This is a genomic window from Veillonella tobetsuensis, from assembly GCF_002959935.1.
Taxonomy (GTDB): domain Bacteria; phylum Bacillota; class Negativicutes; order Veillonellales; family Veillonellaceae; genus Veillonella; species Veillonella tobetsuensis.
The window spans coordinates 38,960-57,385 of sequence record NZ_PPDF01000003.1 but is presented as its reverse complement, the minus strand read 5'-3'; the positions used below and the strand labels follow the sequence as shown (position 1 = coordinate 57,385).

At 39.9% G+C, this 18,426-nt stretch carries 13 protein-coding genes; 12 read left to right on the top strand and 1 reads right to left on the bottom strand.

Going from position 1 to position 18,426, the window contains the following annotated elements; translation table 11 throughout:
• Positions 1–13 precede the first annotated feature (13 nt).
• The 8 genes from hutW (at position 14) to VTHSUH11_RS01035 (ending at position 14,806) form a co-directional block, all read left to right on the top strand.
• Positions 14–1,654 carry a heme anaerobic degradation radical SAM methyltransferase ChuW/HutW gene (hutW, locus tag VTHSUH11_RS01070; RefSeq protein ID WP_105092333.1) on the top strand — a complete coding sequence of 547 codons (1,641 nt, stop codon included), beginning with the start codon at positions 14–16 and terminating at the stop codon, positions 1,652–1,654.
• Between the two features lie 200 nt (positions 1,655–1,854).
• A complete protein-coding gene (locus VTHSUH11_RS01065) occupies positions 1,855–2,871 on the top strand; it encodes a carbohydrate kinase family protein (RefSeq protein WP_059363732.1) in 1,017 nt (338 codons plus the stop codon).
• A 10-nt stretch (positions 2,872–2,881) separates the two neighbouring features.
• On the top strand, positions 2,882–4,243 hold the full coding sequence (locus tag VTHSUH11_RS01060; RefSeq protein ID WP_105092349.1) for a TrkH family potassium uptake protein: 1,362 nt from the start codon (positions 2,882–2,884) through the stop codon (positions 4,241–4,243).
• Between the two features lie 34 nt (positions 4,244–4,277).
• Positions 4,278–4,928 carry a potassium channel family protein gene (locus VTHSUH11_RS01055; RefSeq protein WP_059363730.1) on the top strand — a complete coding sequence of 217 codons (651 nt, stop codon included), beginning with the start codon at positions 4,278–4,280 and terminating at the stop codon, positions 4,926–4,928.
• Between the two features lie 113 nt (positions 4,929–5,041).
• On the top strand, positions 5,042–5,848 hold the full coding sequence (locus VTHSUH11_RS01050; RefSeq protein ID WP_059363728.1) for a hypothetical protein: 807 nt from the start codon (positions 5,042–5,044) through the stop codon (positions 5,846–5,848).
• Positions 5,849–5,864: 16 nt separating this feature from the next.
• Positions 5,865–6,956 (top strand): AAA family ATPase, encoded by a 1,092-nt coding sequence (locus VTHSUH11_RS01045; protein WP_105092332.1) that lies wholly within the window; start codon positions 5,865–5,867, stop codon positions 6,954–6,956.
• Between the two features lie 31 nt (positions 6,957–6,987).
• Positions 6,988–8,625, top strand: coding sequence for a vWA domain-containing protein (locus VTHSUH11_RS01040; protein WP_105092331.1), 1,638 nt, complete (start codon positions 6,988–6,990; stop codon positions 8,623–8,625).
• 700 nt (positions 8,626–9,325) lie between these two features.
• Complete coding sequence (locus VTHSUH11_RS01035; protein ID WP_105092330.1) at positions 9,326–14,806, top strand: ESPR-type extended signal peptide-containing protein; 5,481 nt, start codon at positions 9,326–9,328, stop codon at positions 14,804–14,806.
• 259 nt (positions 14,807–15,065) lie between these two features.
• Here VTHSUH11_RS01035 and VTHSUH11_RS01030 read toward each other — a convergent pair whose 3' ends face one another.
• On the bottom strand, positions 15,066–15,743 hold the full coding sequence (locus VTHSUH11_RS01030; RefSeq protein ID WP_059363718.1) for a metal-dependent hydrolase: 678 nt from the start codon (positions 15,741–15,743) through the stop codon (positions 15,066–15,068).
• 105 nt (positions 15,744–15,848) lie between these two features.
• Between VTHSUH11_RS01030 and moaC the strand changes: the two genes are divergently transcribed.
• From moaC to murB, 4 genes are all read left to right on the top strand, one after another.
• Positions 15,849–16,361, top strand: a complete 513-nt coding sequence (gene moaC, locus VTHSUH11_RS01025; RefSeq protein ID WP_105092329.1) for a cyclic pyranopterin monophosphate synthase MoaC — start codon at positions 15,849–15,851, stop codon at positions 16,359–16,361.
• 112 nt (positions 16,362–16,473) lie between these two features.
• Positions 16,474–16,965, top strand: coding sequence for a tRNA (uridine(34)/cytosine(34)/5-carboxymethylaminomethyluridine(34)-2'-O)-methyltransferase TrmL (gene trmL / locus VTHSUH11_RS01020; protein ID WP_105092328.1), 492 nt, complete (start codon positions 16,474–16,476; stop codon positions 16,963–16,965).
• 67 nt (positions 16,966–17,032) lie between these two features.
• Positions 17,033–17,401, top strand: a complete 369-nt coding sequence (locus VTHSUH11_RS01015; protein ID WP_105092327.1) for a YlbF/YmcA family competence regulator — start codon at positions 17,033–17,035, stop codon at positions 17,399–17,401.
• Positions 17,373–18,305 carry a UDP-N-acetylmuramate dehydrogenase gene (gene murB / locus VTHSUH11_RS01010; RefSeq protein ID WP_105092326.1) on the top strand — a complete coding sequence of 311 codons (933 nt, stop codon included), beginning with the start codon at positions 17,373–17,375 and terminating at the stop codon, positions 18,303–18,305. The genes VTHSUH11_RS01015 and murB overlap by 29 nt, the downstream gene beginning before the upstream one ends.
• Positions 18,306–18,426 lie beyond the last annotated feature (121 nt).

The window sequence follows — 18,426 nt, the reverse complement described above, 5'->3', positions numbered from 1 at the left end:
AAAGGGGAAACGTATGAGTTTAGCAAGCTTTTTTGAATCCATTCCGGAGAAACAACGGAATCTGCAACTCGGTTTAGCCTGTGATAATCCTATGAGCGGCGCTTTTCCTCATAAACGCGTTGTTCATGCAGGGCTTAATGGGACTTTGATTTCACCTAAGGAATCACAAAATGTATGGGATGCTGTTATGAAGGGGGCCCCTAAAAAAGGTCAAATGCAATGTGCCTATATTCACATTCCGTTTTGTAAAACGAAATGTACATACTGTGGTTTCTTTCAAAATGGTACGAGCCAAAGTATTGAAGACCAATATATTGATGGCCTTATTGGGGAACTTAAGCTGGCTAGTGAAAGCCCGCGCTTAAAGGATGGTCTTATCCACGCTGTATTCATTGGCGGTGGCACACCGACATCCTTATCTCCAGCAAACTCTGAGCGCTTGTTAAAAGCGATTAAAGAATACTTACCACTAGCTAATGATTATGAGCTTACCCTAGAAGGTCGCATTCATGATTTGATTCCTGAAAATCTTGAAGTATGGATGAATAATGGCGTTAACCGTATGTCTATTGGCATCCAATCCTTTAATACTGAAGTGCGCCAAATGGTAGGTCGTTTGGATACAAAAGAAACCGTACTAGAACGGCTAGCGGCCCTAAAGGCGTATGGTCAATGTTCTGTTGTTATCGACTTGATTTACGGATTGCCTGGTCAAACAATGGAGGTTTGGGAACAAGACTTAGCCGACTTAGTAAGTTCTGGTGTAGATGGTGCTGACCTATATCAATTGAATGTATTCGATGGAAGTGATCTAAACCGGGATATTGCGAGCGGTAAGGTACCACCAGCTGCAACAACAGCTATGCAAGGTGATATGTTCGAATTTGGTCGTAAATACTTAGATGCCCGTGCGTACCGTAGATTAAGCGCTGCTCATTGGAGTGCTAATAACCGTGAACGTAGCTTGTACAATATCTTAGCTAAAGCAGGTGTACCAATGTTCCCATTCGGCAGTGGTGCAGGGGGTAATGTTGATGGATATGGCATGATGCTACATCGCGCACTAAAACCGTATGAAGATATGGTAAGCCGTGGTGAAAAACCATTTATGGCACTTATGAAGCAAAGTGATTTGCAACCATTTGTTAATCAAGTTGTGAGCCAACTTGAACAAGGTTACTTAAATATCAATACTTTAATAGATATGGATCCGCAGCTAGGCGAATTGAATTGGTTGTATAAACTTTGGGAAGAACGTGGTTTAGTCTCCTACAATGGCTTGCTCTATAAATTAACAGCAGCCGGTGAATTCTGGACTGTTAATATCACGCAAAGTACATTGGAGGCTATGGAATATATTTTAACTGGTAAAAATTCCTTTGCCTTAGAATCCGTAGCGGCTCAAGATACGAAGACCACATCTAAAGAAAATCCTAATCAAGAGGTACGTGGTATCGGCCAAGGAAAGGCGAATATTTCGGTACCAACCGATGAACAGACAGAAGCGCAACGTAAAGAAGCACTCATGGCAAAAGCAAAAGAAGAAATCGCTAAGAGTGGTGCCTCTGGTGAAGCAGCAAATCGCATGGTTCAAGCTATGTCGAATTTGAGCGCTGATGAAATTGAATACATGATGGAACGTATGATGTCCTAATTATCACTAACAACCTCTCATATAAATAACTACAAACATTGACAGGTACGTTTTATCTTAGTATTAAAACCCTAGATTACAATCTATTCTTTAAACTGGACTATTCAGTTTAACGAGAATATATCGTGGTCTAGGGTTTACTTTTTATGTTTCGGAATGTATTCTGTACATATAGTTATACAAGGTATTAGGAGGTTAGTATGAATGCATTTCCTAACGAAGTGATAGATATAGTTGGTATTGGGGCTAGTACCTTAGATCGATTCATCGTGGTTGATCATTTTCCAACGGGGCGTGAGGTGCAACAGGCCATCTCGTCTACTACAGATGGCGGCGGGCCGGTAGCGACTGCACTAGCCACGGCTGGTAAATATGGATCTTGTACTATTATGATTGACCGTATTGGGGATGATATGGTTGGACGCTATATTCTAGAAGACTTTCATAAATATAATGTCAATACAGAGGGCATCCAAGTTGATGCGGATGCTAAGAGTGGAACTGCAACGATTCTTGTGAAACAGAAGACAGGGGAGCGAGCTGTATTTTTTGAACGAGCTACTGCAACTGAGCCTGAGTTCTTAGAGGCTCATAAACAACTCATAGAATCTGCCTATATTTTGCATATCAATGGTAGACATCGCAAACTCATGCGCTCTGCTATGGCCGTTGCAAAAGAGGTAGGCACTATTATTTCTTTAGATGGTGGTGCTCAACGCTACGATGAAGATATGAAGCCTATTACAGAAGCCAGTCACATCGTTATCGTAGCTCGAGACTATGCTGAAAAATATACAGGCACAACTAATTTAGAAGATGCTTGTCGTATCATTCATGAACGAGGAGCCTTCATAGCAGGTGTTACCGATGGTGCTAATGGTAGTTATTTTGTATGGCCTGATGGAACATCTTATCGATGTGAACCATTTTCTCAAGCTACTGTAGTAGATACAACGGGGGCTGGAGATAGCTTCCATGGTGCTTTTTTGTATATGCTTACAAAAACACTTTGCAAAATAGCAGATGGTACTAACACATCAACTATGAATGAAACGAGCCAGTCCTTAAATGCTATCGATTTACTCCATAGTTGTGCGCACGAGGACTTAGAAAAAGCGGCTACTTTTGCTTCTGCTGTAGCAGCTCTTAATACGCAAGGAATTGGCGGCCGCAGTCCATTGCCGAGTTTAGAAGATATCAAGGCGCTTATAGGATAGGATTATGGTTATGTGGAAAAATACTTCAAAAAATCAAGTTCAGCAATATATGCAACATAATCCTTATCGTCTATTAGCTCTTAGCTTTTTGGCTGTTATGACTATAGGGACGATATTGCTCATGTTGCCCCTATCAAATGCTCAAGGCCATAGTACAGCGCTTGTAGATGCAGCTTTTACCGCAGTATCTTGCGTTTCTGTAACAGGATTGGCGACAGTAGATACCTATTATCATTGGTCCTTGTTTGGCAAAATCGTCATGGTAATCCTTATCCAATTAGGTGGTTTGGGGATTGTTTCCTTTACCACTATTATCGCTCTAGTATTAGGGCGACGGGTAGGTCTAAAAAATCGCGTGCTTTTATCTGAGGATGTAGGGCAAGATGGAATGAAAGGGCTTTTACACATTACGAAAAAGCTAACTATTTATACCTTTTGTGCCGAAATTATTGGTGGTATTCTCTATACCATTCAGCTATATCCTTATATTGGTGATGCTGCATTATATACGGGAATCATGCAATCCATCTCGACCTTTTGTAATGCAGGGTTTATATTCTTTGATAATGATCTACCTTATGCCATGGTGGGCGATGTATTATTTAATATAAATACAATGGCCCTTATTGTAATAGGTGGTTTCGGATATCTCGCAACCTTTGATATTTGGTCGCATCGCAAGCTACGACGTTTTGTAGATTTAAAACTACACACAAAAATAATGTTAGTTGGCACAACGGTGCTCATCCTTTTAGGGACTATTATTTTCTTGGGAGTTGAGTGGGCGAATCCCAAAACTTTTGGTCCTTTACCTATATGGAATAAGGTCATGGCTGCTCTATTTCAATCGATTACCCCTCGTACGGCAGGTCTTGCAACTGTAGATTATAATGATTTACATCCCATAACTCTGTTTATTACCATCATTTTTATGTTTATCGGGGCAGGTCCTAACTCCACAGGAGGCGGTGTTAAAATTAGTACTATTGCTGTCGCTTTTCTAGCATCGCATACATTATTTAATAATCGTTCTGATACAGAGGTTTTTGAACGTCGTATTTCGTTGGTTACTGTCCTTAAGGCAAATGGGATAATCTTTTTATCCATCCTTCTTGTTTTGCTTGCTACTTGCTATTTAGCTTGGGATGAGCCGTATAACTTTATTCGAATACTTTTTGAGGTAACCTCTGCCTTTGGGACCGTAGGTCTTTCGACGGGGATTACACCTGATTTATCTGAAAGTAGTAAATGGGTGTTGATGCTTGTCATGTTTACGGGCCGTGTTGGGGTTATGACTGTTATTGGTACTTGGGCGTTAAGAACGGCACCGACTAAACCAATTAGCTATGCAGAAGAGCGTGTATTGTTATAAAAACAGATTAGATTGAATATAAAAGGGGGCATATATGAAACATAAAACGATAGCAGTAATAGGTCTTGGTCAATTTGGTGGCACTGTTGCCAAGATGTTAGCTTCCATGGATCATGAGGTATTAGGTGTAGATATTGATCCAGAAGTTGTACAGAAAATTTCACCATTTATAACACATGCTATAGTTGCAGATACAACCGATGAAGAGGCAATCAAAGCATTGGCGCTAAGCCAGTTTGATATGGTTATTGTGGCTATAGGTGGAAATCTTCAAGCCAATCTAATGACAGCTATGCTTCTTAAAGAGTTAGACGCACCTAAAATTGTGGCCAAGGCTGAAAATAATATACAAGGTAAAATGCTTCATAAAATAGGTGTAGATCAAGTGATTTACCCTGAATATGATATGGCATTACGTCTTGTACAATTTTTAACTAGAGACCATGTGATGGATTATTTACAACTATCCAAAAATATCAGTCTTATAGAAATAAAAATGCCTTCATTTATGGTTGGCACATGTTTGAAAGATTCCAATTTGCGTGAGAAATATAATCTTAATGCAGTAGGCATAAGACGCGGTGAGGATTTAGAAGTTCCACCAAACCCAATTACCATCCTCGGTGAAGATGATAAATTATTAGTTATTGGGAATAATTCTGATTTAGATGCATTAACAGTGTAGTAAGTATACGAAACAGATATAATTATATCGAAAAATTATGATACAATAGGAATAGAATTCAGTATAGGCCGTACGTATTCGTATGGCCTTTTTAGATAGAAAAGAAGGATAGTATGACAGAGGAACAATATATAACGGCTCTCAAAAACAATCCCCATGGCGTACGCAATATCCCTAATCCTACAGAGGAAATGCAGTTAGTCTGTGTGGAACAGAATGGGATGTTATTACAGTACATTAAAAATCCTACTGATCGAGTGATTGAAACTGCGTTAGCACAGTCGCCACGGGCCATTCAATATGTGGACAATCCAAGTGACGAATTATTGATTTCATTAGTCAAACAAGATTGGGCGGTACTTGAGTATATTCAACATCCGTCAGATGAAGTGGTTCGCATTGCCTTAGACCAATCGGGCTGGGCCATTCGATATATTACAAATCCATCAGAGGAATTACAGTTAAGGGCTGTAGAAACACAATATGATGCATTGCAATATATTGCCAATCCATCAGAACAGGTTCAAATGGCAGCTGTAAAATCTAATTATTTAGCATTGCGTTATATCCAGAATCCTACATTGGACATTTTGAAAGCCGCCGTGTTACAAGACCCGCAGGCTATGCGTCAAATTACGAATCTAGATTTAGAAACAGTGGTAGAGTTATTGAAGGTTTCTACATTGATACTTGGGTATGTGCCAAAACAACTAGGCTTAACTGTCGACATGGTTCGACAAATTATAACTGAAATGATTGCAAATCCTGCTGTAGAAGATCGCTATGTGCGAGAACTCGTAACTAATCCGGCAATAGGCGGACGTCAATCAACATGGCCCATCGATATATTGTCATTAGTTGATGTATACGGATCTATAGAGGCAAAGAAAATTGCTATCGACCAGTATTTACTATATTAATTAAGAAGGAGTCATAATGAATTTTACAGATACAATGGCTAGTGTGGAATTAGTGCTAGCTGCTAATCAAGTACCTTTGCTCGTTGGTGAAACGGGGATTGGTAAAACATCGCTAGCAGCGCGTGTAGCAGAGGTTCATGATTGGGAACTCGTCACCATTGATGGCAATCTTTTAAAAGAAGGGGAAATAGGGGGATTGCCAACGGTAGAAACGGTTTCACATAAAGATAGTGACGGTACAGTTAAAGAGATTAAAACAACCGTGTATGCCGTGCATCATACCTTGGAACATGTGTCACGAGCTGTTAATGCAGGTCGTCATGTATTGCTATTTATCGATGAGATTAATCGTGCAGAGCATGCGGTACAACAAGAATTAATGAATTTGATTTTGAACCGAGAAATCAATGGATTTGCTTTGAGCGATGATGTGCGCATCATTGCGGCTATGAACCCAGAGGATTCCTTTGACTACCAAACGATTGATATGGATCCAGCTCAACAAAATCGTTTCGTATGGCTTTATATGGAAGCAGATTACATGCAATGGATTGACTGGGCTATCTCTGCGGACATTGAAGATAAGGTGGTTGAATTTATTTCCTCCTATCCAGATTATTTGAACCAACGCCACGAAGACGATATTGATGCAACGCCGCGTTCTTTTGAACGGGTGTCTCAAATTTATGGTATCTATAAACAAGGAAATTATAGTCGTGACGTATTCCAAAATGTCATTCGAGGCAATGTGGGAAAACTCATTGCAGAAGCTTTTGTTAATTTCGTTGAAACTGAGCAACAACCATTGTTATCGTTTGATGATATTTTAGCAGCTGTCCATAAACCAGGTGCTGTTATGTCCTTACAGGAAACTGTGAATGGTGAAAGTCCCACTCGCCTATACGTATCGGCGAAAAATATGCTATATCGATTGAACCGCAATAGTAATGCCGAAGAAGTACATCATTTTATTGAGTTCCTCACACTTTACCCAGGGGATTTGCGCATTGCTGTTATGAAGGATCTACGCAACACCTATGAACATGTTTATAACTATGCTATCGAAGATGAGTTATTTATTGACACTTTTTTTGAAGCAAATCGTTAATTCATAAAAGAGTGTATGATAGGTAGGAACTATGAATCGAAATTTAGATAAAGACGACATCCGCGATGCGTCAGACCTGCTCACTCATATAGATGGATGGGAAAAGACAGGGCGTTATGATGAAGAGGCTATCGAGGAGCTAAATCGATGGCATAGAAAGCGCAATCAAATCGCTCGTGATGCAGATGCTTTGTATGAACAACTTTACGCTCGTTACCAATCCTATGTTGATGCACATCCGCTACATGAGCAGAGCGCAGAATCTGTGGCTGTTGATATGGTAAATCACAATATGTCAGATAGCCATATTGGTACAATTGGTCGGGGACTTACTGATCTTTATGATGCAGCGGGAACTGATTTAGCTGTATTGACGCAACATGTGTTGTCAGATGGTTTTGAGCAACGTTTGTGGCATATACTACATACTGTAAACAGTTTGCTTCTTGATGAAGACCAGTTTTTTGGATACTTTTATTTGCAAATGACACATCGTATACGTTTAGATATGACGAGCGCTTTTGGTATTAATCTCAAGCGTGGTGGCTATGTGTTATATGTAAATCCATTCATCATGCTGCGTCAGCCGCCAGATGTAATGAAAGATGGCATTAAACGAGAAATATTACATGTTATCTCGGCCCATTTGATGCGTGTGAAAGAATTGGGGCAACGCTTTCACAAAAAAGCCGTCCATATGGCGATGGATATGGTTGTAAATGACTATTTAGAATATGTAGACCGTGATGCTATTACGGTGGCTAATGTAAATGCACGGTTTGGACTATTATTAAAGCGATTCCGCACATTAGAATATTATGCAAAGGCTATCGATAAAGCATTGCAAGAAAAACCAGACCTTTTTATCGCCGTTGAGGATTCGGATCAAGTCGTGGCTATGGAGTATAATGCGGATACGAGTCATGACATCTGGGACGAGTCCGACTCTATCGATACAGAAACAATGGATAAGATTACAGAACGCTATATTAATGAAGCCTCTAAAGGTACTATGGAGGGGTACATAAAAAGCTTAATCGATACATTCCAAAAGACGCGGCGTTCATTGCCTTGGTATTTTTATCTAAAAAAATTGATGGGCAAGGTGGCTAGTGGACATAAAAAAACGACAGTGCGTCGCAATCGTCGTCAGCCTGAGCGTTTGGAATTGTCTGGTACATTGCGCGAACATAAGGCGAATGTGTGGGTAGCCCTCGATATGAGTGGTAGTATTACGGATGTGGAATTTACCAATGCACTAGAGCAAGTGCTACAAATAGTACATGCGTATAACCATCGCATTACTATTATAGAATGTGATAATGAGGTACGCCGCACCTATACAATGGAATCTGTAAAGGATGTGAAACCGCGCCTTGATGTACGAGGGGCTACTGCTTTTTCACCAGTATTTGCCTTAGCCAATCAACAACATGTAGATTTATTAGTATACTTTACGGATGGTAAAGGGGAAGAACGTCTACGTGATATACCAAAAGGGTATAAGGTGCTATGGGTTCTCACCGGACCAGAACCTCAACTATCCTTGCTTAACCCACATGGTATAGTTCGAGAAATGGGCTATGTTGGTGTTGATGAAACACAAGATATCGACGAATTCGTGAGAATGAGCAGTAGGTCGGGGTTTTCCATGGCGAATCAGGAGTAATCATTGCTTAACAATCTTAACTAGACCATATTATTTACGGCAGAGGGAGGTGTGGGTGTCTAAAATCTTCCACCGGCTTTTTCTTCGCCCTAAAGGGCTCAGGCCAAAGTCAGATTTTAGACACCCACACCTCCCTTTTGAATGTAGATGATATTTGCTCCATTAAGATTGTTAAGCAGCTGATTATTGGGGGTATAGTAAAGAAAGGGCCAAAGTCGGCTGATAGAGGCTATTGATTCCTTTCTCCCGTGTTATATAGGGAGAAGAAAAAGGACGCGATTGCGTCCTTTTTATGGATTGAGGCCAAAGTCAGATTTTAGTCACCCTCGTCCCCTTTCTGGACGTAGATGCTACCAAGCTTATTAAGATTGGTAAGTCATTGATTACATCGGGTAAAAAGAGAACGGGCCAAAGTCAGATTTTAGACACCCACACCTCCCTTTTGAATGTAGATGATATTTGCTCCATTAGGATTGTTAAGCAGCTGATTTACGAAGAGGATTTTATAATAAAAGTATAAGTAAATCTTATCAAAATTATAATATAATGTAATCTTAACATTTTACTCAAAATTGCGATGAGTTTCCTTTATTTAGTAGATGTTGTTCTTGATTTTGATATTCAGAATTGATAAGATTGATGCATGTATTAACTATAAGTGTTTTTAATGGATTATTTTAAGTTTATTTAGGGGAATGTTATGAACAAAATTTTTAAAGTGGTTTGGAATGAAAAAAAAGGATGCAATGTAGTTACATCTGAGAAGGGGAAAAGTACATGTCGTTTTCGAGGATCTGCTAGATTAGCGGCAATGGCTATATTAGGGTTAACTGTAATCACTAGTGGTGTGAATACAGCTAGTGCAGAAGGGGCGACTACTACAGTTGGTACAATTGAAGTTAAGACCTCAAATAATCTTACATATGTCGGTGGTATTTTACTGCCTGGTACAAGTTTAACAGCTATGGATTCTAGTACATATTCAATTTCTGGTAAAATTGCAAATCCTACAAGTATGGCATTTAATGGGAATACGAATACGACTGCTTATATATATGCAAATGGTCAGTTAATTCCAGAAACATCCTTTGTGGCAAATGGTACAGAGCAAGCAACATCTACTCGTAATATTACTAAAATGTGGAATGATAGTGGCACTGTTGATAGTAATGGAAACTATATTCATGCTACAAGTCCAGTTAAAAAAGCTGCTCAAATTTCTCCAGTAGAAACTAAACAAACCGTAATTTCCTCACCTGGTAAAGCCCAGAAAGGTACAATCAAGACAGAAGTCCTTGGCACCAAAACTACTACGACTACGGGTAAAACTGTAACTATTAGTAAATTGTCAGACAATTTAGCATTTGCAAATATTGGAGGCCTTGCTGAAGCTGGTGCAAGTACTATGGCATCTTATGATTTAATGCTTGATGATATCACGCAAGCTGCATTAAATGAACATGCAAAAGCCATCAACACTTTAACAGAGCTTGCAGTAGATGCTCAAAATGATAAGCAAACAGCTTTTGTAGATGCTAATGGTAATAAAGTTGTAAAAACAACGGACTCTACTGGTACAACAGAGGGGTATTATTTAGAAAGTGATATTGATTCCACTACAGGCAAGGCTAAAGTTGGTGCCAGTACAGTTGCTCACTCCGATATTCATGTAAGTCTATTAGATGCATCTGGATCTACGACTACTCCTACAAAATTGAGTAACGTTGCTGATGGCACAGTTGCTGCTAATAGTAAAGATGCAGTCAATGGTGGTCAATTATTTGATGTGAAAACAACAGCAGAAGCTGCCAATACTGCAGTTACTACAAAAGGGATCAAATTCGATGGTGATACAGGTACAACTATCACTCGCAAACTAGACGAAACATTAAATATCAAAGGGAATACAGCAACTAGTGCTGTATTAACAGATGGTAATATTGGTGTAGTTTCTGATGGTACAGATACACTGTTAGTTAAATTAGCACAAAAGATTAATCTTGGTACAGCTGGTTCTGTTACAATGGGTAATACTGCCATTAGTAATGCTGGTGTAACCTCAAAAGACGCTGCAGGCAATACAACAATTGTCAATGGTTCTGGTGTATCTTTCAAAGATAGTACTGATACTGCAATGGGTCCTAGCATTACAAAAGACGGTATCAATGCGGGTAATAAAACAATTAGCAATGTAGCTACAGCCGTTAATGGTACAGAGGCCGTTAATAAAGCGCAATTAGATGCGGCGATTGCAGCAATCCCTACAACTGGAGGAGCGACTACACTTAAGACTGCAGCAGATAACAGTACGACAGGAACTGTAGCATTAGCAACTCAATCTCTTGCTGTTAATGGTACTGCTAATTATGTAACAACGACTGCAAATGGTAATGCCATTACCGTTGATTTAGCACAATCTATCAAAGATAAAATTAATACAGCCGCTACTGTAGCTGGCAATGGTAAAGATGGTCGAGATGGTTCTAATGGTACAACTGGAGCCTCTACCACTGGGCCAACAGGTAAAGATGGATTAAATGGTAAAGATTTAACGGATAAAACGAATGCTATTCGTAATGGCGAAGCTGGCATTATCGTGTACACGAATGATGCTGGTGAGCGTTTAGTAAAAGCCAATGATGGGAAATACTACAAAGCGGCTGAGGTAAATGCAGACGGCACAACTGTAGCAGGTGCAACGGCTGTAACTAACCCAGTAGCCAGCCTCGTAAATCCAGATGGTACAACGACTGGTGCTACAACTAAACTAACTAACGTTGCTAATGGCACAGTTGCTGCTAATAGTAAAGATGCAGTCAATGGTGGTCAATTATTTGATGTGAAAACGACAGCAGAAGCTGCCAATACTGCAGTTACTACCAAAGGGATCAAATTCGATGGTGATACAGGTACAACTATCACTCGCAAACTAGACGAAACATTAAATATCAAAGGGAATACAGCAACTAGTGCTGTATTAACAGATGGTAACATTGGTGTAGTTTCTGATGGTACAGATACATTGTTAGTAAAATTAGCACAAAAGATTAATCTTGGTACAGCTGGTTCTGTTACAATGGGCAATACTGCCATTAGTAACGCTGGTGTAACCTCAAAAGACGCTGCAGGCAATACAACAATTGTAAATAGTTCTGGTGTATCTTTCAAAGATAGTACTGATGCTGCAACGGGTCCTAGCATTACAAAAGACGGTATCAATGCGGGTAATAAAACAATTAGTAATGTAGCTACAGCCGTTAATGGTACAGAGGCCGTTAATAAAGCGCAATTAGATGCGGCGATTGCAGCAATCCCTACAACTGGAGGAGCGACTACACTTAAGACAGCTGCAGATAACAGTACGACAGGAACCGTAGCATTAGCAACTCAATCTCTTGCTGTTAATGGTACTGCTAATTATGTAACAACAACTGCAAATGGTAATGCCATTACCGTTGATTTAGCACAATCTATAAAAGATAAAATTAATACAGCTGCTACTGTAGCTGGCAATGGTAAAGATGGTCGAGATGGTTCTAATGGTACAGCAGGAGCCTCTATCACTGGGCCAACAGGTAAAGATGGATTAAATGGTAAAGATTTAACGGATAAAACGAATGCTATTCGTAATGGTGAAGCTGGCATTATCGTGTACACGAATGATGCTGGTGAGCGTTTAGTAAAAGCCAATGATGGGAAATACTACAAAGCGGCTGAGGTAAATGCAGACGGCACAACTGTAGCAGGTGCAACGGCTGTAACTAACCCAGTAGCCAGCCTCGTAAATCCAGATGGTACAACGACTGGTGCTACAACTAAACTAACTAACGTTGCTAATGGCACAGTTGCTGCTAATAGTAAAGATGCAGTCAATGGTGGTCAATTATTTGACGTAAAAACAACAGCAGACGCTGCCAATACTGCAGTTACTACAAAAGGGATCAAATTCGATGGTGATACAGGTACAACTATCACTCGCAAACTAGATGAAACACTAAATATTAAAGGGAATACAGCAACTAGTGCTGTATTAACAGATGGTAACATTGGTGTAGTTTCTGATGGTACAGATACATTGTTAGTAAAATTAGCACAAAAGATTAATCTTGGTACAGCTGGTTCTGTTACAATGGGCAATACTGCCATTAGTAACGCTGGTGTAACCTCAAAAGACGCTGCAGGCAATACAACAATTGTAAATAGTTCTGGTGTATCTTTCAAAGATAGTACTGATGCTGCAACGGGTCCTAGCATTACAAAAGACGGTATCAATGCGGGGAATAAAAGGATTAGCAATGTAGCCACAGCCGTTAATGGTACAGATGCAGTTAATAAAGCGCAATTAGACGCGGCTATTGCAGCAATCCCTACAACGGGAGGAGCGACTACACTTAAGACTGCAGCAGATAACAGTACGACAGGAACCGTAGCATTAGCAACCCAATCTCTTGCTGTTAATGGTACTGCTAATTATGTAACAACGACTGCAAATGGTAATGCCATTACCGTTGATTTAGCACAATCTATCAAAGATAAAATTAATACAGCCGCTACTGTAGCTGGCAATGGTAAAGATGGTCGAGATGGTTCTAATGGTACAGCTGGAGCCTCTATCACTGGACCAACAGGCAAAGATGGATTAAATGGTAAAGATTTAACGGATAAAACAAATGCTATTCGTAATGGCGAAGCTGGTATTATCGTGTACACGAATGATGCTGGTGAGCGTTTAGTAAAAGCCAATGATGGGAAATACTACAAAGCGGCTGAGGTAAATGCAGACGGCACAACTGTAGTAGGTGCAACGGCTGTAACTAACCCAGTAGCCAGCCTTGTAAATCCAGATGGTACAACGACTGGTGCTACAACTAAACTAACTAACGTTGCTGATGGCACAGTTGCTGCTAATAGTAAAGATGCAGTCAATGGTGGTCAATTATTTGATGTAAAGCAAAATATTACTAATTTGACTAATACTGTTAATGGTGGATTGACTTTTAAAGGAGATACTGGCACACAATTCAACCGTGCATTAGGTACGACTGTTAATGTAGTTGGTGGTACAACTGGTAATGGCACAACTAACAATGTTGTGGTAACTGCAAATGGTACAGATACATTAACTGTTAAATTAGCTGAAAATATTGATCTAGGCACTAATGGTTCTGTTACAACTGGTAAGACTAAAATCAGCAATGCTGGTCTCACATCTAAAGATGCAGCTGGTAATACAACTGTAGTAAATGGTTCTGGTCTATCTTTCACCGATAGCACGGGTGCTGCTACTGGTCCTAGCATTACAAAAGACGGTATCAATGCTGGTAATAAAACGATTAGCAATGTAGCTACAGCCGTTAATGGTACTGATGCAGTTAACTTGACTCAAGTACGAAATATGATCTCTGGTATCGGTGGTGGTGCACATAGTAAAGTTACCGCAGGTAATAATATTAAAGTTACGGAATCATTAGATACAGCTACAAATGGTAAAGTATTTAATGTTGCACTTAAAGATTCAATCTCTGTTACAAATGTAACAACTACAGATGCAGCTGGTAACACAACTGTAACTAATGGTAATGGTATAACTATCACTGGTGCTTCTAGTCCTACAAACCCTGGTAAGATTGTATCCTTGACTACGGATGGCTTGAATAATGGAGGTAACCAAATCCATAATGTAGCACCTGGTACATCTGCTACTGATGCAGCAACTGTAGGTCAAGTACAAGCTACTTTGAGTGGTGTAAATAGTGCATTTAATGGTTTGGATAGCAAAATAAATACAACTGGTGCAAATGCGGCAGCATTGGCTGGTTTGAAACCACTTCAATACGATCCATTGGAACCAACTCAAATCATGGCTGCATATGGTCATTATCATAATAAATCTGCTGTAGCAGTTGGTGTGGCTCACTTCACTGATGAAAGCACTATGTTCCACGCTGGTGTAACTCTTGATGATGAAAATAACATGTTCAATGTTGGAGTAACTAAAAAAGTGGGTTCCTCCACCGCTAAAAAAGAAATTCCTGAACGTTATAAAGGTGGTCCAATCAGCTCTATATACGTAATGAATGATGAAATTACTGCATTGAAAGAAGAAAATGCAAGAATTAAACAAGAAAATGAAGAAACTAAAGCTAAATTGGCAATGGTTATGGAAAAATTAGGTTTATAATCTGAAAGGAAGTACGTATAAACGATATATTTAGTCAGCAACAAGATTATTTACAATTAATATATGGGCGTTCATCCTACGAGTCTTCTTTGGCACCAATCATATGTATGGTTGGTGCCATTCTTTTTTGTTCTATAGTGATAAGCAGAAAGGAGACACCAACTTTCGAAATCTGACTTTGGCCTGAGCCCTGAAGGGGCGAAGCAAAAGCCGGTGAAAGATCTCGGAAGTTGGTGTCTCCTCGGTTAATTATGCTTGATTAGCTATTTAATTCAATAGAAGAACCTGGATCGATAATAACTGCAGTTTGGTTGTATTTGCCTTCTACTAGGCTTGTGAATACAGCTGGTTCGCGGTCGATGACAGGCCATGTTTTGTAGTGGATTGGGATAGAGATACGAGCTTTTACATAGCTAGCTGCAAGGGCTGCATCTTCAACGCCCATTGTGTAATTGTCACCGATAGGGAGAAGTGCATAGTCGATATCACCAAAGCGGCTCAATAGTTTCATGTCGCTAAAGAGTGCTGTATCGCCAGCAAAGTAAAGGATGTCACCAAAGAAATTAATGAGGCAACCTGCTGCGTGACCACCTGGTACGCCCGCGCCGTGGAATGCAGGCACTAAACGGATGGAGCCAAATTCAAAATCATATTTGCCCCCAAGGTGCATTGCGTGTGTGCGGCAACCTGCTTCGGCTGCTTTGCCTGCTACCTCTGCAGTAGAGATTACAAGTGCATCGTTAGCTTTGGCGATGAAATCAGTATCTCCATAGTGATCATCATGACCGTGACTAACAAAGATATATTGGCATTTAATATCTTCTTTTTTTGCTACGTCCCATGTATTACCCGTTAAGAATGGGTCAAAAATCATGGATACATCACCGTTTGTTAGCATAAAGCAAGCATGACCGAAATAAGTTAATTTTGTTTTCATAGGGACACTTCCTTCCTCATATATACTAATTTAATTATATTGTATAATAGAAATGAAAAAAGTAAAACTATTGATGTACATTTATACATGAAATAAGGGGATAATATGGATTTAACACATTTTGATGAACAAGGTAATGCGTGGATGGTGGATGTATCTGAAAAGGACCATACGCACCGTATCGCGGTGGCGGAAGGTTTTATCGCCATTAATGATGCTATTTTTGATCGTATCCAAAGTGGAACGATGAAAAAGGGTGATGTTTTGTCCGTGGCTCAACTGGCTGCTATTATGGGGGCAAAACAAACGAGTAATCTCATCCCTCTATGTCATCCTTTGATGCTCACCAAGGTAGAGGTGCATTGTCATCTCGTTGATGGTGAAAGTTTAGCTTTTACAACAGATACACATAATAAAGCGGTAAAGATTACGGCTACTGTTAAAACCACAGGGCAAACGGGTGTCGAAATGGAGGCTCTTATGGCGGTTCAAGTGGGACTTCTCACGGTGTACGATATGTGTAAAGCTATCGATAAGGGCATGATTATAGGACCTACCTATCTTGTCGAAAAAGATGGTGGTAAGAGCGGTCATTTTATTCGTAGTAGCAGTAAATGAGAACGTTAGGGTGGCACTATTTTTGTCCCACCTAGGAAAAATAGAATTCACTACTTGAATACACACTATAGATTAGGTAGAATAATATAGACATAAGAATAGAGGGAATAGTATGGAAATTGTATTATACGAACCGGAGATTCCTGGTAATACCGGTAATATTGCACGCCTTTGTGCGGCAAACCATATGACCTTGCATTTAATCAAACCATTGGGCTTTTCCATTGACGATAAGCACGTTAAACGGGCAGGCCTTGATTATTGGCATTTGGTAGATGTGCAGGTTCATGAAAATATAGAAGAACTATATGCGAAATATCCTGATCGTCGTTATTTTTATGCCACAACGAAGGCAAAACATGTGCATTCTGATGTGAAGTTTGAAATCGGTGATATGCTCGTGTTTGGTCCCGAAACTAGAGGTTTACCTGAAAGTTTATTAGAAGGTAATGAAGAAACGTGCATTCGCATTCCTATGGTGGAAGAGGCGCGGTCTTTAAACCTTTCTAATTCTGTGGCTATTATTGCCTATGAGGCTATGCGTCAATTGGATTATCCAGATTTGAAAGAAGTGGGCAATTGGATTACGCCACAAATAAAATAATTATGTATGTTTATGAAAGCTGAACTGGCTTTCACAAAAATTGGTATAAGAAAGAGGAGGAATGAATATGAATTACGATAAAGCCCATGATTTGGCAAAGGCAATGCGTGAATCTGAAGAGTATAAAGAGTTGATGCAAGCGCAAGAGGCTGTGAAAGCTGACGCGGAAGCAACTGCGTTGGTGCGCACATTTATGGCGCAACAAATGCAATGGGAATATGCTAGATTGTCCGGTGCACCAGAAGCTGATGAATTGCAAAAAAAACAAGAGGAGTTGATGCCTCAAATTCAAGCAAATACAGCAGCAGCTACTTATTTGCAAGCACAAATGCGTTGGAGCCAAGTGTCTAATGATATTTACAAAATCATTAGCGAGCCAATCACTGAGGGGATGAAAGTTTTAGATCATGGGGACAAACAACAACCACAACATTAAGGCATTACAAACTGCTTTATTAGAAATCTTACCAAGTACACGTGTACGTGAACAGGAACGTTTATGTCATCATACGACATTTAAAATTGGCGGGCCTGCCGATTTATTTATTGAACCGACCACGATGGCTGAGTTGAGCTTTGTACTTTGCACCATCCATGAATTTCAAGTGCCTGTTACCATAATCGGCTGCGGTTCTAACATTTTAGTAAAAGATGGTGGTATTCGTGGTGCTGTTGTATCGGTTCGACATATGACTCAAGTTATGGATTGCAATGATAATACATTGTGTATCGGTTCTGGGTATATGTTAAAGGATGCATCTGAATTTGCATGGGAAAATGGCTTGACTGGCCTAGAGTTTGCCATTGGTATTCCAGGCACATTAGGGGGTGCCGTATTTATGAATGCCGGTGCTTATGATGGGGAAATGAGCCATGTCGTTACAGCTGTTCGAGCTGTAGATTTTCAAGGCAATATCAAAGAATACGATGCATCGCATTTAGATTTTGGGTATCGTCATAGTGTATTCCATGATAATCATGAGGTTATTGGCGAAGTGATTATGACGCTTAAACCAGGCGATAAAAATGTTATCAAGGCTAGAATGGATGAGCTTACAGAGAAACGCGAGTCCAAACAACCTTTAGAATTTGCTAGTGCAGGATCCACCTTTAAACGCCCACCAGGGTATTTTGCAGGAACCTTGATTGAACAAACAGGCCTTAAGGGCTTATCCGTAGGAGATGCGCAAGTATCCCATAAGCATGCGGGATTTGTTATCAATACAGGCAGTGCTAGTGCGAAGGATGTACTCGATTTAATTGCTGAAGTACAACGTCGCGTGTATGACCAACATGGTGTGCATCTTGAACCAGAAGTACGTATGATTGGCGAAGATTAATACAAACTAAATACTCATACAAGATTTCTTATGAACCATTATCCTTTTTTAGGTATGATGAATTCATAAGAAATCTTTTTTTATAGTGTTTTCTTTGACATGATTGAATTAGTTACGTTAT